General features: G+C 64.2%; 17 protein-coding genes. 11 read left to right on the forward strand and 6 right to left on the reverse strand.

Annotation, left to right across the window (positions count from 1 at the left end; all coding sequences use genetic code 11):
* Positions 1-61 precede the first annotated feature (61 nt).
* The 5 genes from bioB to bioC all read left to right on the forward strand — a co-directional run bounded on the left by bioB (position 62) and on the right by bioC (position 4778).
* A complete protein-coding gene (bioB, locus tag EC912_RS16220; RefSeq protein ID WP_132145982.1) occupies positions 62-1069 on the forward strand; it encodes a biotin synthase BioB in 1008 nt (335 codons plus the stop codon).
* Positions 1066-2268 (forward strand): 8-amino-7-oxononanoate synthase, encoded by a 1203-nt coding sequence (gene bioF / locus EC912_RS16225; protein WP_132145984.1) that lies wholly within the window; start codon positions 1066-1068, stop codon positions 2266-2268. The genes bioB and bioF overlap by 4 nt, the downstream gene beginning before the upstream one ends.
* Before the next feature lie 121 nt (positions 2269-2389).
* Positions 2390-3133, forward strand: a complete 744-nt coding sequence (locus EC912_RS16230) for a sulfurtransferase (protein ID WP_343137270.1) — start codon at positions 2390-2392, stop codon at positions 3131-3133.
* A complete protein-coding gene (bioH, locus tag EC912_RS16235) occupies positions 3130-3903 on the forward strand; it encodes a pimeloyl-ACP methyl ester esterase BioH (RefSeq protein WP_132145986.1) in 774 nt (257 codons plus the stop codon). The genes EC912_RS16230 and bioH overlap by 4 nt, the downstream gene beginning before the upstream one ends.
* A complete protein-coding gene (bioC, locus tag EC912_RS16240; protein WP_132145988.1) occupies positions 3900-4778 on the forward strand; it encodes a malonyl-ACP O-methyltransferase BioC in 879 nt (292 codons plus the stop codon). Before bioH ends, bioC begins: the two co-directional genes overlap by 4 nt.
* A gap of 96 nt (positions 4779-4874) precedes the next feature.
* On the opposite strand, the gene EC912_RS16245 is transcribed toward bioC, so the two are convergent.
* Positions 4875-5426: a DNA-3-methyladenine glycosylase I gene (locus tag EC912_RS16245; RefSeq protein WP_165973644.1), complete on the reverse strand. Its 552-nt coding sequence runs from the start codon at positions 5424-5426 to the stop codon at positions 4875-4877.
* A gap of 86 nt (positions 5427-5512) precedes the next feature.
* On the opposite strand from EC912_RS16245, the gene EC912_RS16250 reads away from it, so the two are divergent.
* Complete coding sequence (locus EC912_RS16250) at positions 5513-6406, forward strand: DMT family transporter (RefSeq protein ID WP_132145992.1); 894 nt, start codon at positions 5513-5515, stop codon at positions 6404-6406.
* Positions 6407-6412: 6 nt separating this feature from the next.
* Here EC912_RS16250 and EC912_RS16255 read toward each other — a convergent pair whose 3' ends face one another.
* Together EC912_RS16255 and EC912_RS16260 are read right to left on the reverse strand one after the other, a co-directional pair.
* Positions 6413-7357, reverse strand: coding sequence for a threonine ammonia-lyase (locus tag EC912_RS16255; RefSeq protein ID WP_243649326.1), 945 nt, complete (start codon positions 7355-7357; stop codon positions 6413-6415).
* Positions 7354-8358: an aldose 1-epimerase gene (locus EC912_RS16260; RefSeq protein WP_132145995.1), complete on the reverse strand. Its 1005-nt coding sequence runs from the start codon at positions 8356-8358 to the stop codon at positions 7354-7356. Before EC912_RS16260 ends, EC912_RS16255 begins: the two co-directional genes overlap by 4 nt.
* A 67-nt stretch (positions 8359-8425) precedes the next feature.
* Between EC912_RS16260 and pepN the strand changes: the two genes are divergently transcribed.
* Complete coding sequence (gene pepN / locus EC912_RS16265; protein WP_132145997.1) at positions 8426-11074, forward strand: aminopeptidase N; 2649 nt, start codon at positions 8426-8428, stop codon at positions 11072-11074.
* Between the two features lie 9 nt (positions 11075-11083).
* Here pepN and EC912_RS16270 read toward each other — a convergent pair whose 3' ends face one another.
* Positions 11084-11269 carry a hypothetical protein gene (locus EC912_RS16270; RefSeq protein ID WP_132145999.1) on the reverse strand — a complete coding sequence of 62 codons (186 nt, stop codon included), beginning with the start codon at positions 11267-11269 and terminating at the stop codon, positions 11084-11086.
* 726 nt (positions 11270-11995) lie between these two features.
* On the opposite strand from EC912_RS16270, the gene mnmG reads away from it, so the two are divergent.
* The 4 genes from mnmG to EC912_RS16290 all read left to right on the forward strand — a co-directional run bounded on the left by mnmG (position 11996) and on the right by EC912_RS16290 (position 19247).
* On the forward strand, positions 11996-13870 hold the full coding sequence (gene mnmG, locus EC912_RS16275) for a tRNA uridine-5-carboxymethylaminomethyl(34) synthesis enzyme MnmG (protein WP_132146001.1): 1875 nt from the start codon (positions 11996-11998) through the stop codon (positions 13868-13870).
* 58 nt (positions 13871-13928) lie between these two features.
* Positions 13929-14687, forward strand: coding sequence for an RDD family protein (locus EC912_RS16280; RefSeq protein ID WP_132146003.1), 759 nt, complete (start codon positions 13929-13931; stop codon positions 14685-14687).
* Between the two features lie 91 nt (positions 14688-14778).
* Positions 14779-17118 (forward strand): Tex family protein, encoded by a 2340-nt coding sequence (locus EC912_RS16285; protein WP_132146004.1) that lies wholly within the window; start codon positions 14779-14781, stop codon positions 17116-17118.
* Between the two features lie 335 nt (positions 17119-17453).
* On the forward strand, positions 17454-19247 hold the full coding sequence (locus EC912_RS16290) for an autotransporter outer membrane beta-barrel domain-containing protein (RefSeq protein ID WP_132146006.1): 1794 nt from the start codon (positions 17454-17456) through the stop codon (positions 19245-19247).
* Positions 19248-19310: 63 nt separating this feature from the next.
* On the opposite strand, the gene EC912_RS16295 is transcribed toward EC912_RS16290, so the two are convergent.
* Both EC912_RS16295 and EC912_RS16300 read right to left on the reverse strand, forming a co-directional pair.
* Positions 19311-19667, reverse strand: a complete 357-nt coding sequence (locus EC912_RS16295) for a DUF6289 family protein (protein WP_132146008.1) — start codon at positions 19665-19667, stop codon at positions 19311-19313.
* 224 nt (positions 19668-19891) lie between these two features.
* Complete coding sequence (locus EC912_RS16300; RefSeq protein WP_132146010.1) at positions 19892-20737, reverse strand: YbaY family lipoprotein; 846 nt, start codon at positions 20735-20737, stop codon at positions 19892-19894.
* Positions 20738-21286: the final 549 nt, after the last annotated feature.

Genomic DNA, 21286 nt, shown 5'->3' on the forward strand with positions numbered 1-21286 from the left:
GAAGGTTGACAGTTCAGGTTCGGGCTTCCCACACTTCGCGTATCAAGCCACGGAGACACCCATGCCCGCAGCCATCCACCACGACTGGACCCGCGCCGAGGTCGAAGCACTTTTTGCTTTACCGTTCAACGACCTGCTGTTCCAGGCACAGACCGTGCACCGCGCCAACCATGATCCGAACGCCGTCCAGGTGTCGACCTTGCTGTCGATCAAGACGGGTGGCTGCCCGGAGGACTGCGCGTATTGTCCGCAGGCCGCACGCTATGCGACAGGGGTGAAAGCGGAAAAGTTGATGAGCGTCGAGGCTGTCGTCGCGCGCGCGCAGGCCGCGAAGGACGCCGGGGCGAGTCGGTTCTGCATGGGCGCGGCATGGCGTTCGCCCAAGGATCGCGATGTCGAAAAGGTCGCGGATATCGTCAGCGCCGTGAAAGCGCTGGGTCTGCAGACCTGCGCGACGCTGGGCATGCTGACCCAGCCGCAGGCGAATCGCCTGAAGACAGCGGGTCTGGATTTCTATAACCACAATCTCGATACCGCGCCGGAGTTCTACGGCGAGGTTATCCATACGCGCGAATATCAGGACCGCCTCGATACCCTGGAATGCGTGCGCGAAGCTGGCCTGAAAACCTGCTGCGGCGGCATCGTCGGCATGGGCGAGTCGCGCGCTCAGCGAGCGGGGCTATTACAGACACTGGCGAATCTTCCCGAACATCCCGAGTCCGTGCCGATCAACCAGCTGGTGCAGGTCCCGGGCACGCCGCTCGCCGGCACCGAGGCGCTGGACCCGTTCGAGTTCGTGCGCAGCATTGCCGTGGCGCGCATCCTGATGCCCGAATCCGTGGTGCGCCTGTCGGCCGGACGCGAGTCGATGGACGACGCGCTGCAGGCGCTGTGTTTCGCCGCGGGTGCCAATTCGATTTTCTACGGCGAGAAACTGCTGACCACGGGTAACCCCGACGTCGAGCACGATCGCCGGCTGTTCGAGCGTCTGGGCCTGAAACCGCTGGAAGTCGAGATCGAACCGGGCACCGTGCACGCCGACATCGTCGAACGCGCCGACGCGGCGTGAGCCGGATCGACCTGCTGGCACGGCTGGAAACGGCGCGCGCGGCACGCGAGGAAGCCGGACTGCTGCGTCGGTTGCGCACCGTCGACGCGCGCGAGGGTGCGTTGCGCCGTATCGGCGAACGCACCCTGGTCGATTTCTGCAGCAACGATTATCTCGGCCTCGCGGACCATCCTGACCTGGTCGCGGCACTGACCGCCGCGGCGGGTCGCGACGGCGTCGGTAGCGGCGCGGCGCATCTGGTTTCCGGACATCACCGCGAACACGCCGCGCTGGAGGAACAGCTTGCCGACTGGACGGGACGCGAACGCGCGCTGCTGTTTTCGACCGGCGTCATGGCCAATCTCGGCGCGATGCAGGCTCTGCTCGGCGCCGGCAACGTCGCTGCGCGCGGGGCATCGGTCTGCGTGCAGGACCGGCTGAACCACGCAAGCCTGATCGATGGTGCATTGCTGGCGGGCTCGCGGCTGCAGCGTTACGCGCATGGCGACGTGGACGACGCCATGCGTGCGCTGCGGGCAGAGCCGGATCGTGGCGCGCTGCTCGCTACCGACGGCGTTTTCAGCATGGATGGCGATGTCGCGCCGCTGCGTGAACTGGCCGGCATCTGCCGCGACGAAGGCGCCGTGCTGTATGTGGACGACGCGCACGGACTGGGCGTGCTGGGGCCGCGGGGTGCCGGATCTCTCGCCGAAGCGGGGCTTTCCCAGGCGGATGCTCCCTTGCTGATGGGGACGCTGGGCAAGGCCCTTGGCTGTGCCGGGGCTTTTGTCGCCGGCCCTGCCGCCATGATCGACGGTATCGTCCAGTTCGCACGCACCTACATCTATACGACCGCGATGCCGCCCGCCCTGGCCGCGGCGACACGGGTGGCACTGACTATCGCCCGAAACGATACGGAGGGCCGCCGGAAGCGGTTGGGCATCCATATCGCCCGGTTTCGCGCCGGCGCGGAAGCGCTGGGCTTGCCAGTCATGCCGTCGCGGACGGCGATCCAGCCCCTGCTGCTCGGCGATCCGGAATTTGCCATGAAGGCTGCGACACGACTCGAAGACCGGGGCTATCTGGTCACGGCGATCCGGCCGCCCACGGTGCCGGCTGGCTCGGCACGGCTCCGCGTGACGCTTTCGGCGGCGCATGAGGCCGACCAGATCGACGGATTGCTCGAGGCGCTGAACGCCGCGATAGGCGCTCATCCGTGACCCTTTTTCGCGAAACCGACGCTCTCTTCGATCGGGTGCGGCACCGGCTCTCTGCGGGAGCGCACCCGGGCGGGACCGTTCGGGCCCCGCTGCTATAATGCCCATCCGCACGACCCTTCCCATGCCGATGTCGATCCTCAATATTTCCGCCTATAAGTTCGTCGGTCTGGACGACTGCGCGGCTCTGCGCGTGGCGTTCCAGTCGCGCTGCGACGCGCTTGAGCTGAAGGGCACGATCCTGGTCGCGCCGGAGGGTATCAATATCTTCCTGGCCGCGCCGCGCGATCGCATCGAAGCGTTCATGACCTGGCTGCGCGAGGACACACGCTTCGCGGACATCGTGCCGAAGGAGAGCCTTTCGGACGCCGCGCCCTTCAATCGCATGCGCGTGCGCCTGAAGAAGGAAATCATCACGATGCGCGCGCCGCTGATCCGTCCGGAAGCCGGACGTGCTCCCGCGGTCGCGCCGGGTGACCTGCGCCGCTGGCTGGACCAGGGCCACGACGATTCGGGTCGTCCCGTCGTGTTGCTGGATACGCGCAACGATTACGAAGTGGACGTTGGCACGTTCGAGAACGTTGTCGATTACCGCCTGCCCAGCTTTACGGCATTTCCCGAAGCAGTGGCAGCGGACCGCGACCGTTTCGCCGGCAAGACCGTCGTGTCGTTCTGCACGGGTGGCATCCGCTGCGAAAAGGCGGCCATCCATATGCGCGATGTCGGCATCGATCACGTGTACCAGCTCGAAGGCGGCATTCTGAAATATTTCGAGGAAGTGGGCGGCGCGCACTGGCGTGGCGACTGCTTCGTCTTCGACGATCGCGGCGCGGTCGATCCCACGCTCGCGCCGAGCGCCGACGCATGAGCGATCTGGCAATCGAGGTACGCGGCACAGGGCCTGTTCCGCTGGTATTAATCCATGGATGGGCCATGCACGGCGGCATTTTCGCGCCGCTGGCCGATCTGCTGGAAAGCGCATTCACGATGTACCTCGTCGACCTGCCCGGTCACGGAAATTCGCGAAACAGCGGGATTCCGCTCGAGCCACGCGCCTGCGCGGACGCCATCGCAGCCGCGACGCCGCCGGCGGTCTGGCTCGGCTGGTCGCTTGGCGGACTGGTGGCGCTTACCGCGGCACTCGAACGGCACGAACACGTCCTCGGTCTGACCATGCTGTGTTCCACGCCAAAGTTCGTACGCGACGACACCTGGCCGTACGGCAACGATGCTTCGATGGTGCGTCAGCTGGCTGCCGATCTGAAAACCGACTATCGCGCGACGCTGGAACGCTTCATCGCACTGGAAGCCATGGGCAGCGCCGACCCGCGCGCCGAGGCCCGGCGACTGCGCGAAGAAACATTCGCGCGCGGCGAACCGGACCCTCGTGTGCTCCAGGAAGGCATTCGCCTGCTGGAAACCACCGACATGCGCGACCGGCTTCCCGAACTGGTGCCCGCCAGCCTGTGGATGGCGGGACATCGCGATCGCCTCGTGCATCCCTCTGCCATGAAGTGGTCGGCGAATGCATGCGGCGGCGACTTCAACGACATAGCCCATGCGGGACACGCACCTTTCATCGGCCACGCCGATGCCATGGCCGACGCCCTGCAATCCTTTATTGGCGCACTCGCATGACCGATTTCCATTTCGACCGCCGACAGGTGCGCCACAATTTTGGCCGCGCCGCCGGCACGTACGAGCAGCATGACGTGCTTCAGCGCGAGGTTCAGGCGTCGCTGATCGAACGGCTGGACATCTATGAACAGACGCCGGAACGCGTACTCGATGTCGGCGCGGGCACGGGTCGTGGCACGGCGCTGCTAAAGAAAAAGTATCCCAAGGCGCAGGTTATCGCGATCGATCTCGCGCTACCGATGCTGCGCCGCGCGAAAGAACATACAGGCTGGTTGAAGCCGTTTTCGCGCGTTTGCGCGGACGCGTACTCGCTGCCGGTTCCCGACCATAGCGTCGACGTGCTGCATTCGAATCTCTGTTTTCAATGGTGCGACGACGTCGCGCGCTTGTTTACCGAATGCGCCCGCGTACTGAAGCCGGGCGGTCTGCTGACCTTCTCGACGTTCGGCCCGGATACGTTGAAGGAGCTGCGCGAGGCTTGGGCACAATCCGACGAGTTCGCGCACGTGGCCCGATTCCTCGACATGCACGATGTCGGCGATGCGATGCTGACCTCCGGACTGCGCGATCCGGTGCTGTTCGCGGAGCGCTATACGCTCACCTATCCCGACCCGCAGGCTCTGCTGCGCGAACTGAAGGGATTGGGCGCCACGAACGCCGATAGCGCGCGCTCGCGCGGGCTTACCGGCAAGCAACATTACCGTCGTATGCTCGACGCTTACGAAGCCATGCGCGTCGACGGCACGATCCCATCCACCTGGGAAGTCGTAACCGCGCATGCGTTCGGACCGCCGGTGGGACAGTCGCGTCGTACGGAAGGCGGCGAGATCGCGAGCTTCCCGATCGATAGCCTGCGCGGCTCGCGGCGTCGCTGAGCATATAAACCCGATCTTCGAGGCAATCTGCCTGCCGCAGCTCGCCAGCATTGCGCGAGCCTGCCTTCTAGGCTGGTAGCTATGATGAAGCAGCCATCAGCGGTAGCTGTGACAATCGACGAGGTGGTCGTTGACCATGCCCGTTGCCTGCATCAACGCGTAGCAGATCGTACTGCCTGCGAAACTGAAGCCACGTTTCTTCAGCGCCGCGCTCATGGCATCCGATTCCACGGATCGCGCGGGCACGTCCGATGCGCACTGCCAGGCATTGACGATGGTCTGGCCGCCCACGAACGACCACAGATACGTCGTCAGAGAACCATGCTCGGCCACGACCGCCACGGCGGCACGTGCGTTCTTTCGCGTGGAGCCGATTTTCAGCCGGTTCCGGATCAGGCCCGGATCACGCATGAGTTGGGTCATTTCGTCGTCCGACATGGCCGCGATGCGCTCGATGTCATAACCATGGAAAGCACGGCGATAATTGTCGCGCTTCGCAAGCACGGTACGCCACGACAGTCCGGCCTGGGCCCCTTCCAGCAGCAGAAACTCAAACAGCGCGCGATCGTCGCGAACCGGTACGCCCCATTCCCTGTCGTGGTATTCGCGTTCTATGTCGCTTTGGTCCGCCCATGCACAGCGCTTGATATTCACGGCATTCTCCTTTGTGCGGACGGAGAATATCCAAGCTATCGCAGCGATAATGTCCGCTTTGAGCATCGGTGTCCGTGCGCATGAATGAAGATTCCCCACGTCGGAACGCTGTCGTCGCATTGGGCATCACCGTCGTCATTTGGGCGTATAGCTGGATCGTGATGAAGCAGGTCCTGCGTTATGCCGGCCCATTCGACTTTGCCGCCCTGCGTTATTCGCTCGGCGCAGCGCTGCTTTTCGGGGTACTGCTGGCAACCCGCCAGCCATTGCGCCCACCGCCGATTCTGTCGACGGCACTCGTAGGGCTTAGCCAGACAGCGGCCTTCCAGGGGCTGGGCCAACTGGCGCTGGTCAGCGGTGGCGCGGGGCATGTCGCACTGCTCGCGTACGCAATGCCGTTCTGGGCCGTGCTGCTCGCATGGGTGCTGCTGGACGAGCGTCCCACACGCCGCCATGTCGTGGGCCTGCTGCTCGCGGCACTGGGCCTGACCTGCGTCATCGAACCCTGGCATGGCCTGGGCAGCACCATCAGTACGATATGCGCGCTGGCCGGCGGTGGATTCTGGGCGCTGGGCACGGTACTCAGCAAACGGATATTCCGCATGCACAATCCGGCGCCGCTGACCCTCACCGCATGGCAGATGATGTTCGGCGCGATTGCCCTTGTCGTCGTGGCCTTGTGCGTCCCGCAGCGCGAGATCGACTGGACGCCGGCCTTCCTGGGCGGACTCGCCTATAGCGTGATCCTGGCGTCCAGCGTCGCGTGGGGCTTATGGCTGTTCGTGGTCAAACGTCTGTCGACCGCGGTCGCGTCGGTTGCCAGCCTGGCCGTACCGGTCACCAGCGTACTGATGGCCTGGGTCATCCTGGGGGAACGCCCGACACCCATGGAGGGTGTCGGCGTCGTCTTCATTCTTGCCGGCCTGGTCGCTGTCACCGGTGTCGGCTTTGGCCGCCGCGCCGGCCGCTCCTGACGCGAGTCACCAGGGCAGCGCGTCCAGATCGACGTTGCCGCCGGTCAACACCGCGCCGACGCGCCGTCCCGCGAAACGCCCGGGATAACGCAGCAACGCCGCCAGCACCGTGGAGCTGGAAGGCTCCACGACGATCTTCAGCTCGGACCAGAGCAGTTTCATCGCGGCAATGGTTTCGGCGTCGGACACGGGCAGCATCTCGACCGCGTGTTCGCGCAACGCTTCGAAATTCGGCTCCCCGATCAGCGTGCGCAGGCCGTCGCTGATCGTATCGGGCACGAACGGGCCGACACGATGTCCGTCGCGCAACGAACGAAATGCGTCGTCGGCACCTGAGGGTTCGGCACCGAAGAGACGAATCGCCGGATCGATGCCGTGTGCGGCAATCGAGCAACCGGCCGCGAGACCGCCACCGCCAACGGGGAACAGCACCGCGTCGAGACCGGGAACCTGTCGCAGCAGCTCGGGAACCAGCGTGCCCTGCCCCGCGATGACACGGGCATCGGCATACGGATGGACCAGGTCAGCGCCCGTGGCGGCCTGTATTTCGGCGGCCGCCGCCTCGCGCGAGGCTTGCGTGGGCGCACATCGGTGGATGGTCGCGCCCGCGGCAACGATGGCGTCGACCTTGGTCTGCACGGCACCGTCGGGGACGATGATATGTGCAGGAATTCCCCGGGATTTCGCCGCCAGCGCCAGCGCGTTGCCGTGGTTTCCCGACGAATGGGTCACGACGCCCTTCGACGCGACGGCATCGTCGAGCGACCAGACGGCATTCGACGCTCCCCGGAATTTAAACGCGCCACCGCGTTGCAGGTTTTCGCACTTGAAGTAAACGGGAACGCCGACAAGCGCGTCGATACGATCGCTACGCATGACAGGTGTGACGACGGCATGGGGCGCGATGCGGGCGGCGGCCGAACGGATGTCGTCCAGGCTGGGTAGCATCATGCGCGGAACTCCACGCCGCATACGAAACGACGCTCGTCACCGGGCGCCAGCGTCACCAGCGGCTTGCAGTCGTCGCGATTGAAGGCGTCGGCCATGCACTCCATGGGTTCGAGCGCTACCGCGCGGCGCGCATCGCGATTCACCGTGTCCGCCGTAAAGGCCAGCATGACGCCATGCTCCTGCCAGACAGCAATGGAGACGCCCGTCTTCGGATCGCGCAGACGGGTGCGGGCACGCCCATCCGTATCGAGACGCAGATCGGCATAGGTATGGTTGAGTTCGATGTCGCCGATCGCGCGCGGCGTACGGAAGTCGAACGAACGATCCGCTTTGTCCAGCGCCTGCCATGCGCGCGTGCCGGGCAGAGGGATGTAGTCGGCGTCCGTGGCGATCAGTGTGTCGGCGGGAATGGTCAGTTCCCATTCCGCGATGGGCCCATCGGATAGACGGAAGTAAGGATGCCAACCAAAGAAGGTCGGCGCGGGGTGATCGCCGACGTTGCGGGTTTTCGCCTCGACGGTGAGACCACTGTCGTCCAGCGTGAAGGTCACCGCGATGTCGATGGCGAAGGGATAGCCAGCGTGCGTACCCAGCCGGATCGAATGGCTGACCAGGGTAACGGAGGCGGATTTGTCGTCCGCGTATTCCCGCTGCACGTCGAATACGACGTTGCGCAGGAATCCATGGCGGATCGCCCGATCCGCACCCTCAGCGCCAGGCGCGAGGTCATACGTGTTGCCCTCGAACGTATACCGGGCATCGGCTACGCGATTGGCGAACGGCGTCATGATGGCGAAGCGGGAGCCCTTCTGGGTCGCAAGTTCCTGCGGATCGCGAAAGCCGTCGGCAATGTTGCGCAGGCGAGGACCCACGGGCAGTTCGATGGCCAGGACGGTCGCGCCACGCCGGGCGATTCGCACACTCCGGTCGCCGTCCGCATCGACGAGAACCAGCAGCGGCTCGTCTCCGAGCGATGCATGACCAGTGGTAAAGCGGGACATGGAGGCTTCCTTTTGACGAATCCGACCGCATGTTAGCCTGCCTGTTCAGCCTTCACATGCCCCCTCCATGAACGATCGCGCCGACGCCGCAACCTCCGTCATCCACCTTGTCGATTACCGCGCCCCCGCCTGGCACGTCGAACACGTCGAGCTCGATTTCGACCTCGGAATCGACCGGACGGACGTCGTAGCGAAACTCGATCTGCGGCGCATGGCGAACGAACCGCTTCGCCTGAACGGCGAAGGCCTGGAACTGCTTTCGGTCAGTGTGGACGGTCGCCAGCTCGGACCAAACGACTACATCCTCGGTAACGGTACGCTGGAAATTGCGATCGATGTGGACCGGTGCGTCGTCGAAACCCGCGTCGGCCTTCGTCCCGCCGAGAATACGGCGCTGGAAGGGCTGTACCTGTCGGGCAGCCGCGACACAGGCTTTTTGCTGACCCAGTGCGAAGCCGAAGGCTTCCGGCACATTACGTTCTTCCCCGATCGGCCGGATGTCCTCTCGAAGTACACGGTGACGTTGCGCGCCGATCGCGAACGCTTTCCCGTCCTCCTCGCGGGCGGCAACCCCGATGGCGAGGGTGAACTGGAAGGTGGCCGCCACTGGGCGCGCTTCGTCGATCCACACCCGAAGCCGAGTTACCTGTTCGCCCTGGTGGCGGGCCGGTTGGCACGCATCAGCCAGGACTACACCACTGCGGACGGTCGCCCCGTCGCCCTGCATATCTGGGCCGAAGCCGACGTCATCGATCGCTGCCACTACGCGATGGATTCGCTCGTGCGCTCGATGCGCTGGGACGAGGAAACCTATGGGCGCAATTACGACCTCGATGTTTTCCATGTCGTCGCCACGCACGACTTCAACATGGGTGCGATGGAAAACAAGGGCCTGAACATCTTCAACGCGAAGTATCTGCTGGCCGACGCCGACTCCGGTACCGACGACGAATATCGTCACGTCGAAGCCGTGGTAGCTCACGAGTACTTCCATAACTGGAGCGGCAACCGCGTCACCTGCCGCGACTGGTTCCAGCTAAGTCTGAAAGAAGGTCTGACCGTTTTCCGCGAGCAGAGCTTTTCGGCCGATATGAATTCCGCGCCGCTGAAACGCATCGAAGACGTGGCACTGCTTCGCCGTGCGCAGTTCCCCGAAGATGCGGGTCCGCTTTCGCATCCGGTCCGGCCGGCCGAATACAGCGAGATCAATAATTTCTACACCGCGACGGTGTACGAGAAAGGCTCCGAACTGGTGCGCATGCTTGCCGGCCGCCTGGGTAAGGATGGCTTCCGCCGCGGCATGGATCTGTATTTCGAACGCAACGATGGCGACGCCGCGACGATCGAAGACTTCCTCTCCGCATTGGGCGAAGCCAACGACATCGACCTCACACCCTATCTCGCGTGGTACGGACAGGCGGGCACGCCACGCCTGTCTGCCAGCGGGCAATACGACGCCGATGCGCGGCGCTATACGCTGAAACTTCGCCAGCGCACGCCGGCGGGTCCGGGTCAGGCCGAAAAGCGGTCGCTGCCGATTCCCGTGAAGCTCGCACTGTTCGCGACCGACGGACGCATGTTGCCGCTCAAGCTTCGCGACGGAACCGGACCGGTCGATACCGAACTCACGGTAGTCATCGATCAGGCCGAAGCCACCTACGTATTCGACGACGTCGACGTTGCACCAGTGCCGTCGCTGCTGCGCGGCTTCTCCGCACCGGTCATTCTGGAGTTCGACTACGCGCCCGACGAACTGGCGGTGCTGTTGCAGCACGATGTCGACGGCTTCAATCGCTGGGAAGCGGGACAGCAACTCGCGGCACTTGCTTACGACGACCTGCGCGACGGAAAGCAGGACAGCGCAGCCGTTACGGCATGGACCGGCGCGCTCGCCACGCTGTTCGGCAACGAGGCAATCGACGATGCGCTGCTGGCGGAGTTGCTGACACCGCCCGGCGAAATCGAACTCGTGGAGCGCCAGGCCGAGCGCGATCCGGACCGTATCCGCGCGACACGGAAATCCTTGCTTGCCGCGCTTGCCTCCCGCATCGGCGCGTCGAAACTTCGCCAGCGATACCAAAGTCTGCACGCACGCACCACCGGCGCCCTCGACGCGCAAAGTCAGGCAGCTCGCCAGCTCAAACGGCGGATGCTGGACCTGATCGCGGCCGTCGACGAATCGGACGCGCGCACCCTTGCACTGGCGCAGTACAACGAAGCACCGGGGATGACCGACCGCCTTGCCGCTCTGACCATCCTGGCGACCACCAGCACGGACGGTGCGGCGGCTTCGATCGCGCATTTTCGCGAGCGCTACGCGGACAACGCCCTGGCACTCGACAAGTGGTTCGCCGTGCAGGCGCAGTTGCCGGGCGATGACGCACTGGCCCGCGTACAGGCGCTGGAACGAGATGCGACCTTTACGTTGCGCAATCCGAATCGCGTCCAGGCCCTGATCGGCTTGTTCGCCCGCGCCAATCCCACGGGATTTCACCGGGCCGACGGTGCGGCTTATCGCTGGCTGGCCGAACGGCTGGTGACGCTGGACGGACTCAACCCCCAGGTTGCCGCTCGCGTGGCGACGGCCTTCAACGGCTGGAAGCGGCTCGAACCCGTACGCAGGGAAGCGGCACACGCAGTGGTGGCGGAACTAGCGGGACGCAGCGATCTGTCGCGGGACCTGACCGACATCCTGGGCCGGGTGGCCCTGGGCTGACCCGATCGGTCAGTTCGCGTAGTCGAGCAAGACTTCGCGAAGCTGGGCCATGCGCTGCTCGATACGGGGGCGCAACGCGTCGCTCTCGCTGCCGGACTGCACGGCCAGGTGTTCCATCGCCATTTCCAGCTGGCCCAGTTCGATGAGCAGGTCGTGGTGGCGGAAGTCGGGCTCGATGGCGATAACGGCGTTCATGACGTCCTCCGGCACTGCCGACCTGGGTAACGTAGCTGTGCAACCGCCGTGCCATGGTCGCCGGAGCAAACAATGAGTGTGAACCACGTCACATTCAACCTGGCCAGAAGTGCACAAAACTGACGCTGTGCGTCACGAATTGCCGATTTCGGGTAGGGACTGAACGGAAAAGTCACACATGGTTCACTTAATCGGCGCTAACTTAACCCCAACGAAAAAAGCCGCGACTTAGCGCCGCGGCTTGTCTTTCGTGCCAGTCATCCGGTTTCTGGCGCCCGGCAACACGGTCATCCTGGATTCCCCCTGTTCCTGAGACCGCCGGGCGCCAGATCTCATTCTCGGATCGAATGGGGCATCCCTGCCCGCATCCCGCTTCCTTCCTCCGGCACGCGACCAAACCCCTGTCGTTCGGTCTCGGCGCGCGTCTTATCGCGCAGCGTCTGCCCGGGAGAAGTGCGGGATTCTTGAAGCAGGGATCATGCCACCAGCCCCATGCCCGCTCTTGCAGGAGCGCTCTTGCGCGCGATTCCCCGCGGAGCCGGACGCCGACGATCGCAGCAGTCCAGCTAGCAAACCGCTCGCGTCATCGAAGGAACAAGCGTCTCGCTCCGCAGGGGATCGCGCGCAAGCGCGCTCCAACACAAGAGGCTCTCCAAGCAGCAGTCATACAGACACCAGCGGAAACGCCTAAAATAGCGTCCCGGCCTTAAGCCCGAGCCCAATGCCATGCTTCACAACGAAACCTATGACGTGATCGTGGTCGGCGGCGGCCACGCCGGCACCGAAGCCGCGCTTGCGGCTGCTCGCGTAGGCGCCCGCACACTGCTGCTCAGCCACAACATCGAAACCATCGGTCAGATGAGCTGCAATCCGGCGATCGGCGGCATCGGCAAGGGACATCTGGTCAAGGAAATCGACGCATTGGGCGGCGCCATGGGCCACGCCGCCGATCGCGCAGGCATCCAGTGGCGCACACTCAACGCGTCCAAGGGACCGGCGGTACGCGCCACGCGCTGCCAGGCCGACCGCGCGCTTTACAAGTCGGCGATTCGCCACATCGTCGAAACCCAGCCCAATCTGCAGCTTTTCCAGCAAGCGGTGGACGACCTGTTACTCGAGAACGGTCGTGTCGTCGGCGTACGCACGCAGATGGGCCTCGATTTTCACGCCGCCACCGTTGTACTGACCGCGGGAACGTTCCTCGCGGGCAAGATCCATATCGGTCCTGCGCAATATGCCGGTGGACGCGCGGGCGATCCGCCCGCGTCCACGCTGGCCGCTCGCCTGCGCGAATTGCCCGTGGCCGCCGACCGCCTGAAAACCGGCACGCCGCCGCGCATCGACAGCCGCAGCATCGATTTTTCGGCGCTGGAAGAACAGCCGGGCGACGATCCCGCACCCCACTTCTCCTTCATGGGCTCGGCGCGCGAACACCCGCGACAGGTCAGTTGCTGGATCACGCACACCAGCGAGGCGACGCACGACCTCATTCGCGGCTCGCTCGATCGCTCGCCGCTGTATAGCGGCCAGATCGAAGGCGTGGGTCCGCGATACTGTCCGTCCATCGAAGACAAGGTCGTGCGCTTCGCCGAGAAATCGTCGCACCAGATCTTCGTGGAACCGGAAGGTCTCGACACATTCGAGATCTATCCCAACGGCATCTCGACATCGCTGCCGTTCGACGTGCAGTACGCCCTGGTGCGCTCCATTCGCGGGTTCGAGAACGCGCACATCACGCGTCCCGGCTACGCCATCGAATACGACTACTTCGATCCGCGCGGACTGCATCCGTGGCTGGAAACGAAGAACATCCCGGGCCTGTATTTCGCGGGCCAGATCAATGGCACGACCGGCTACGAAGAAGCGGGCGCCCAAGGATTGATCGCCGGCATGAACGCCGCGCTGGCCACGCGCGGCGAAGCGCCGTGGTACCCGCGTCGCGACGAAGCCTATATCGGCGTGCTGATCGACGACCTCACCACGAACGGCACGATCGAGCCCTACCGCATGTTCACGTCGCGCGCCGAGTACCGGCTGCACCTTCGCGAAGACAATGCCGACCTGCGCCTGACCCCCGAAGGCCACGCCCGCGGCGTCGTGCCCGACGATCGCTTCCATCGCCTGGAAAACAAGCGGGAAGCCGTCGAACGCGAGACCGCGCGCCTGCGTGGCATCTGGGCAGCCCCCACGAACACTTTAGGCGCGGCGGTGGAACGCTCGCTGGGCATCGCCGTCAGTCGCGAGACGCATGCACTCGACCTGCTGCGCCGCCCCGAGATGAACTACGTCGCCCTGACCGCGGTCGCCGAGCTGGGACCGGCGGTCGACGATCCGGAAGTGGCGGGACAAGTCGAGGTACAGGCCAAGTACGCCGGCTATCTCGAGCGCCAGCGCGAAGAGATCGAGCGTCAACGCCGGCACGAGACCACGGTCATTCCGTCCGGGTTCGACTATGACCGCGTACGCGGACTGTCGACCGAGGTCCTGGGCAAGCTCAAGCGCACCCTGCCTGAAACCATCGGTCAGGCCGCACGCATCAGCGGCGTGACGCCGGCAGCGATCTCGTTGCTGCTGGTACACCTGAAACGTCGCGCCGCCTGATCGGTCGTCCGCGCCGCCTATGGCATGATGCGCGGAGAATAGCCGCGCGAGCAGAACGATGACCAAGCAGGTCTGGATTGGACGACAGGGCGAACGCCTCGGGCCTTATACCGAGGACGAGGTTCGTGCATGGTTGCGCGACAGAACGTATCGCCCGGACGAACTCGGCTGGTACGAGGGCATGACCGAGTGGCGCCCGCTCGGCGAGCTCTTTCCGGACGCGCGGCCCGAACCCGGTCCGGCGACGGCTCCGCCCTCCCCGCCCCCGTTTCTCGGCATCACCGACGTGGCGGAACCGCTCTACGCCGGATTCTGGCTGCGCTTCGCGGCCTGGGTGATCGACTACCTCATCCTGCTCGTGCCCTTCACGGTCATCGCACTGTCGATGGGACTGGCCGGCGCGGCCAGCCACTTCATGGACGTGGTAGGCAGCGACCGTGTGAACGCGATGTCGGGTTATGTCGCCGCGCTGCGGCCGATCAGCCTGGCGACGACGATTGCCGGCTTCATCTACTACGCCGCCTTCGAATGCTCGAAGTGGCAGGCGACGCCCGGCAAGCTGGCCGTGGGCCTTCGCGTAACCGACATGCAGGGCGAACGCCTCTCGTTCGGCCGCAGCATTGGCCGCAACGCCGTTCGCCTGGTGAACGTGGTCATCTGGCTGATTCCCATGATCTGCTACCTCGTCGCCGCATGGACGGAACGCAAGCAGGGCGTGCACGACATGCTCGCGGGCACGCTGGTCCTGCAAGGGCGCGTGGGCGAAGTCGCTGCCGCGGCGCCGCCCTATAACGGCGGCGGTTCGTTCAACGCCTGACCGGCACGCCGGAGGCGTCTCCTGTGCGGCTTGCTATCATCGGCGGCTGGAATCGCAGCAAGCGGCCGTCCGGCCGCCGCACAGGAACGACATGCAGAGCATCGAAGAACGTATTGCCCATGACATCGCCGCAAAAACCGAACAGGTACGCGCGGCGGTAGAACTGCTGGACGGTGGCGCCACGGTCCCCTTCATCGCCCGCTACCGAAAGGAAGTCACCGGCGGTCTGGACGACATCCAGCTGCGCTTGCTCGAAGAGCGCCTGCGCTACCTGCGCGAACTGGAAGATCGCCGCGCCGCGATCGTCGACAGCATCGTCGAACAGGGCAAGATGACCGACGCGCTGAAGGCCGACATCATGTCCGCCGACACCAAGGCCCGTCTCGAAGACCTTTATCTGCCCTACAAGCCCAAGCGCCGCACGAAGGCGCAGATCGCGCGCGAAGCCGGTCTGGAGCCCCTGGCTACCGGCCTGCGCGAAGACCCCACGCAGAACCCCGAAGCGCTGGCCGCCGGTTTCGTCGATGCTGAAAAGGGCGTCGCCGACACGAAGGCCGCACTGGATGGCGCCCGCGCGATCCTGATGGAAACTATTGCCGAAGACGCCGGCCTGGTCGGCGAACTTCGCGACTGGCTATGGGACAAGGGTCAGATCCGGGCGAAGGTCGTTGCCGGCAAGGAAAACGAGGGCGCGAAGTTCCGCGACTACTTCGACCACTGCGAACCGGTCGGCAAAATTCCTTCGCACCGCCTGCTGGCGCTGATGCGCGCGCGTAACGAAGGCGTGCTGGAGATCGACCTCAACCCGGCGCTGGACGCCGATCAGGGCCATGCCGAAGGCGAGGGCCGCGTGGCCGCGCATGCCGGTATCCTCGATCGTGGCCGCGCCGCGGACACCTGGCTGCGCGAAACCGTTCGCCTGACGTGGCGGGTGAAGCTGCACCTGCATCTGACGCTGGACCTGTTCGGACGCGTCCGCGAGGGTGCGGAAGACGAAGCGATCCGGGTTTTCGGCGAAAACCTGAAAGACCTGATGCTGGCCGCGCCGGCGGGCAACAAGACCGTGATGGGCCTCGATCCGGGTATCCGCACTGGCTGCAAGCTCGCCATCGTCGACGCCACCGGCAAGCTGCTCGCCTACGACACGATCTATCCGCACGAGCCGCGCAACCAGTGGGATCAGTCCATCGCGCGCATCGCGCAGCTGTGCAAGCAGCATGGCGTGAACCTGATGGCCATCGGCAACGGCACGGCGTCTCGCGAAACCGACAAGCTCGCGGGCGAAGTCATCAAGAAGTATGCGGACCTGGCGCTGTCGAAAATCGTCGTCAGCGAAGCGGGGGCATCGGTGTACTCCGCGTCCGAACTCGCGTCGCGTGAATTTCCCGATATCGATGTCTCCATCCGTGGCGCGGTATCCATCGCCCGTCGCCTGCAGGACCCGCTCGCCGAACTGGTGAAGATCGAGCCCAAGGCGATCGGCGTCGGCCAGTACCAGCACGACGTGAATCAGGTGAAGCTCGCTCGCGCGCTCGACGCGAAAGTCGAAGACTGCGTCAACGCGGTCGGCGTCGATGTGAACACAGCCTCCGCACCGCTGCTTTCGCGCGTTGCAGGCCTCTCGACGAGCGTCGCCGAGAATGTAGTCAAGTACCGCGATGCCAACGGCCCGTTCCCCAGCCGCAAGGATCTGCTGAAGGTGCCGCGTCTTGGCGACAAGGCATTCGAGCAGTGCGCGGGCTTCCTGCGCATCGCCGGTGGCAGCAATCCGCTGGACGCCAGCTCGGTTCACCCCGAGGCCTACCCCGTCGTCGAACGCATCCTCAAGCAATGCGGGCGCGAGGTGAAGCAGGTCATCGGCGACACGGCGTTCCTGCGTGGGCTTAAGGCCGAGGACTTCACCGATACCACCTTCGGCGTACCCACCGTACGCGACATCCTGAAAGAGCTGGAAAAGCCCGGCCGCGATCCGCGCCCGGAGTTCGTCGCCCCCTCCTTCGCCGAGGGTGTGGAAGATCTCAAGGACCTCCAGGTCGGCATGGTGCTGGAAGGCCGCGTAACGAACGTGGCGGCCTTCGGCGCCTTCGTGGACGTCGGTGTGCATCAGGACGGCCTCGTGCACGTCTCAGCGCTCTCGCACACCTTCGTGAAAGACCCACGAGACGCCGTGAAAGCCGGCGACATCGTGAAGGTCAAGGTCATGGAAGTCGACTTGCCCCGCAAGCGCATCGCACTCAGCATGCGTCTGGACGACGTGCCGGGCGAAGCCCGCACCGGTCGGCCGGGTGGCGCACGCGACGAGCCCCAGGGCCAGGGCAATCGTCGCCCGGGCGGCGGCGGTGGCCGACCGGCAGCCGCACCGCCGAAGCCGGCGGCCGCGCCCGCAAACAGCGCCTTCGCCGATGCGTTCTCGAAGGCGCTGAAGCGCTAAGACCAAAGGAGCGCGGCCAACGCGCTCCTGCGTCGACCTCTTTCCCGGACATCGCGCGGATGTCCCGGTCTGCAGGAGCCCTCTTGCGGGCGAAGGCCAACGAAGCGGAAATGCTGTGTGGCTGGCATCCGCAGCCAGGAGATCGGGCTTGCGGGGGTGAGCCTCCGGCTTCCCCGCCCTGTTGGCTTTCGCCCGCAAGCGGGCTCCTACAAAAGAACCAGGAGAACCCTGCGCCAATCGACTGCGTACCCTCACGGTGCAGCGCAGCATGCGCAAGCGTATGGCATGCATTACCGTAACGAATCTCTAACGTCCCATCCACACGGAGTGTAAGCATGCGTATCAGCCATCTCGCGGGCGCCATCAGCGTCGCCCTGCTCTTCAGTGCCGGCGCCGCCGCTACCGATTTCCAGCAGGTCGTCTCGTTCGGCGACAGCCTGAGCGACAGCGGTAATGTCGCCTACCTTTCCGGTTCGCCGGTGGCTGCGCGCTTCACGACTAATCCGGGCACGGTAGCGGTCGAGAACATTGCGACCTATTTCAACCTGTCGCTTACCCCGTCGATCAAGGGTGGCACCGACTACGCTTACGGCGGCGCTCGCGTCTCAGTAAACAATCCGGTGCCCTCGGCGACCGCGCAGGTGCAGGGCTATCTCGCCGCCAACGGTGGCAAGGCCAACCCGAACGCGCTGTACACGATGTGGATCGGCGCGAACGATCTGCTCGCCGCCACAAACCCCGCCACGGCCCAGGTGGCTATCGCCACGGCCGCCACGCAGGAAGTCGGCGCGATCAAGGCGCTTCAGGCCGCTGGCGCGAAGACGATCGTCGTCTTCAACCTGCCGGACGTCGGCAAGACGCCTGCAGCCATGGCGGGCGGCGCCGCTTTCGCCTCCGCCGCCTCGCAGGGCGCGCAGCTTTATAACGGCATCCTGACCGGCGGCCTCGCCCAGATGGACCGCGGCATCGTGCCGATCGATACGTATTCGCTGCTCAACGAAGTGATCGCCAACCCGTCGAAGTACGGCTTCAAGAACGTCACAACGCCAGCCTGTACCACGCAAAGCTCGCTGACCTGCACGCCGAACACGCTGGTTGAAGCCGGCGCGAACAACAGCTACCTGTTCGCCGACGGCATCCACCCGACGACCGCCGCGCATGCACTGCTCAGCCAGTACGCGGTATCGATCATCACGGCGCCGCAGAAGATCTCGCTGCTGGGCGAGTCCGCCCTGGCGTCTAACGCTGCGCACACCCGCACGCTGCGCAACCAGATGCTGGCCGATAACTTCGGCGGCGAAACGCGCGTCTTCGCGGCGGTCGATTACGGCCAGCAGAAGTTCAAGGCCGGTGCCAACTCGCCGAAGACCGATAGCGACAACGTGAACCTGACCGTCGGTGCGGACGTCCGCGCATCCGACAACGTCTCGGCCGGTATCGCTCTCGGCATCGCCCAGAACAACGCCGACTTCTCCGGCGGCGGCGGTTACAAGATGCAGGACATCGCCGCGTCCGGCTACGTGCTGTATCACAACGGTGGCGGCTACGTCGGCGGCTACGGCAGCTTCGGCCAGCTGAGCTTTACCAATATCGACCGCACCTTCGACCTCGGCACCGCCCGCCGCACCGAAACCGGCAAGACCGACGGTTCGCACGTTGGCGCTGCCCTGACCGGCGGCTGGTGGTTCGGCGGCGAAACGCTGAAGACCGGCCCGTTCGCGACGGTCGAATGGCAGAACATCCGCGTCAGCGGCTACAACGAATACAGCAACGACAGCTCGGCCATGGTCTTCGGCAAGCAGCGCCGCAACTCGCAGATCGCCACTCTCGGCTGGCGTCTGCAGGGCAACTGGCAGGCCGGCAGCACGCTGCTGCACCCGTTCGCGGAAGTGGCATGGAACCACGACAGCAAGGCCGACCCGCGCCTGGTCGAAGCCGGCTTGACGAGCATGAACGGCCGCTTCGCTCTCGAAGGCTTCTCGCCGGACAAGACCTGGGGCACCGCCGACCTCGGCCTCTTCGCCGACTTCGACAAGGCATGGAGCGGTTGGGTCAGCTATAGCGGCCGCTTCAGTGACAACAGCCAGAAGTACAACGGTCTGAACCTTGGGGTGAAGCTGGCGTTCTGATCGATTGACCGGATAAATCGCAATAGAAGAAAGGCGAACGCAAGGTCGCCTTTCTTTTTGCTCTCAGTAGCCCCTTTCGAGCGGCGGCGAGCCCGGGTATGGGTACGGCCCTACTTCACACGCACCGGATTCTGCGCAGAAAGCATTTCTGACAACCGGGTCCATGTTGGGCGGAAACGCCAGGCTGACGGCAGTAGTGGTGTCGCAGGAGTATCGAATCGAAATGGAGTTGCCCTGCGGCGAAATTCCCCAGTGATACGGTTTGTTGTCGCAGTAGAGAATACTTTGGCCGACGACATGATTGGATGCGTCGAAATAGTAGGTGGAACTGCCGTACTGGACGACAGCCTCAGCGCGAATCGGTAACAACGCACCAACAGCCGCAACAGCCATTGCGCAACCTACAAATAGAGCTTTCATATATACCCTCGTCTGAGTGCACATCCGGATCGGGCGAGAAGCGAACAATGCTTTCGCTCTCCGAACCTCCAAAGGGTCTCAGACGAAACTGCCGCGTAGCGTAGGCCTTCTCTGAAATCAATGTAGGTATACGCCTATACGTGAGCTAGGCGCACATTTATAGGACGTCGATAACGAAAAACGCCGGCGCATGGCCGGCGTTTTCTACACGTGACGACCGCAGCCTACTTCTTGCCGCCGCCTACCTTCGCGTAGATGCCTTCAGCCTGCTTGCGCAGTTCGTTGGCCGCAGCGTCGGAGAGAACGTCGGTCTTGCTGCCCGCCTGATTGTCCTTCAGCACGAGATCGCCCGCATCGTTCCAGCCAGCACGCTCGATCGAGGTCGGCTTGCCGTCCTTGCTGGGCTTCTTCTCCTGGACGATGACCCAGGCCTTGCCGTTCTTGTATGCGTAGTCCGTCGACGTGAAACCCTTGTCGCCATAATCGACGAGCTCACGGATGAACTGTACTTCGTTGCCCTGCTTGAAGATCTGCCAGCCGCGCGACGCGCCTTCCTTCAGTTCGGTGCCCTGAGTGACCTTCATGCCACCGATGTTCTTCTTGACGCCGTTGAAGCCGGCCAGTTCCTTCTCGCCCGCGGTGGCTACACCGACGAGCTGGATGTCCGCGGTGTTTTTGCCACCCTTGGTCAGCACCGGTGCCTTAAGGGGCATGGTGTAGGTGCGCTCGCCATCGGTGATGGTCGCTTCGACGATATAGATGTCGTTCGGGTTGACGTCGGTGGGATTCACATCAAGCTTGAACTGCGCGGGCAGCGTGACCGGCTGAATCGTCTTGGAGGCCAGCGGCGTGCCGTTCTGGGCCGTGACGTCGACGATAACGATGTCGAGCTTCGCGGCCGGGGAAAGTGTCTTGCTGGTATCGCGCAGGGCGACGGTGCCGCTCACGGTGTTGGCGGAGCCGGTATCGCCACCGCCGGCAGCCTGCTGCTGCGAGCCATCTGAAGAGTGATTGCAGCCGGCGAGGGCCAGTGCGGCCACGGACGTCAGCGACAAGAAGATCCTGCGCATGGTTGAACCTCGTCAAAGTACCTATGAAGAATCGCGGAAAGTACGCGCGCGTATGTAGCACGCCTTCCGGGGGGAACGTAGAAGGATAGCGGCAAAAATGTCCGCAGAAAAGTCAAGATGCCGAAGGATCGGGGCTGTCCGAACTGAGAGGTGCTCTGCAGATCGGGGACTTGCCGACTGGTACTTGCATACCAAATTGCGAAAGTACTTACCTATCAGCCATTTGGCTTCGGCAAAGAAAACGCCACTCAAATGGGTGGGATCTCGTTTCCGGGCGTCTGTTCCGGCCGAAGATCGGTCCGATTCCGTCGAATTTCTGGCACGCCGTTGTTCGGGAAACGCCAGGTAGCGATTACAACCGGGACGGAGAGCTCTTAGAAGCTATCGCGCGTAATTCCGGAGCAGCGCTTAGGCGGAGACTCAGTCGAGTAAGGCATACAAAGGCGATGTACGCGAAAACGTCCCGTGTGGACAAAAAAACGCCACCCAAAAGGTGGCGTTTTTTTATTTAGCCGTCCATCCCGAAAGATGGCCGGCCATATCACACCC

The organism is Luteibacter rhizovicinus (assembly GCF_004342265.1).
Classification (GTDB): Bacteria; Pseudomonadota; Gammaproteobacteria; order Xanthomonadales; family Rhodanobacteraceae; genus Luteibacter; species Luteibacter rhizovicinus_B.

Excerpts from the sequence above, each read along its gene's own strand:
- bioB (WP_132145982.1), top strand. The coding sequence starts at position 62 with ATGCCCGCAGCCATCCACCACGACTGGACCCGCGCCGAGGTCGAAGCA.
- EC912_RS16230 (WP_343137270.1), top strand. The coding sequence starts at position 2,390 with ATGCCGATGTCGATCCTCAATATTTCCGCCTATAAGTTCGTCGGTCTG.
- bioH (WP_132145986.1), top strand. The coding sequence starts at position 3,130 with ATGAGCGATCTGGCAATCGAGGTACGCGGCACAGGGCCTGTTCCGCTG.
- bioC (WP_132145988.1), top strand. The coding sequence starts at position 3,900 with ATGACCGATTTCCATTTCGACCGCCGACAGGTGCGCCACAATTTTGGC.
- EC912_RS16250 (WP_132145992.1), top strand. The coding sequence starts at position 5,513 with ATGAATGAAGATTCCCCACGTCGGAACGCTGTCGTCGCATTGGGCATC.
- EC912_RS16255 (WP_243649326.1), bottom strand. The coding sequence starts at position 7,357 with ATGATGCTACCCAGCCTGGACGACATCCGTTCGGCCGCCGCCCGCATC.
- EC912_RS16260 (WP_132145995.1), bottom strand. The coding sequence starts at position 8,358 with ATGTCCCGCTTTACCACTGGTCATGCATCGCTCGGAGACGAGCCGCTG.
- pepN (WP_132145997.1), top strand. The coding sequence starts at position 8,426 with ATGAACGATCGCGCCGACGCCGCAACCTCCGTCATCCACCTTGTCGAT.
- EC912_RS16270 (WP_132145999.1), bottom strand. The coding sequence starts at position 11,269 with ATGAACGCCGTTATCGCCATCGAGCCCGACTTCCGCCACCACGACCTG.
- mnmG (WP_132146001.1), top strand. The coding sequence starts at position 11,996 with ATGCTTCACAACGAAACCTATGACGTGATCGTGGTCGGCGGCGGCCAC.
- EC912_RS16280 (WP_132146003.1), top strand. The coding sequence starts at position 13,929 with ATGACCAAGCAGGTCTGGATTGGACGACAGGGCGAACGCCTCGGGCCT.
- EC912_RS16285 (WP_132146004.1), top strand. The coding sequence starts at position 14,779 with ATGCAGAGCATCGAAGAACGTATTGCCCATGACATCGCCGCAAAAACC.
- EC912_RS16290 (WP_132146006.1), top strand. The coding sequence starts at position 17,454 with ATGCGTATCAGCCATCTCGCGGGCGCCATCAGCGTCGCCCTGCTCTTC.
- EC912_RS16295 (WP_132146008.1), bottom strand. The coding sequence starts at position 19,667 with ATGAAAGCTCTATTTGTAGGTTGCGCAATGGCTGTTGCGGCTGTTGGT.
- EC912_RS16300 (WP_132146010.1), bottom strand. The coding sequence starts at position 20,737 with ATGCGCAGGATCTTCTTGTCGCTGACGTCCGTGGCCGCACTGGCCCTC.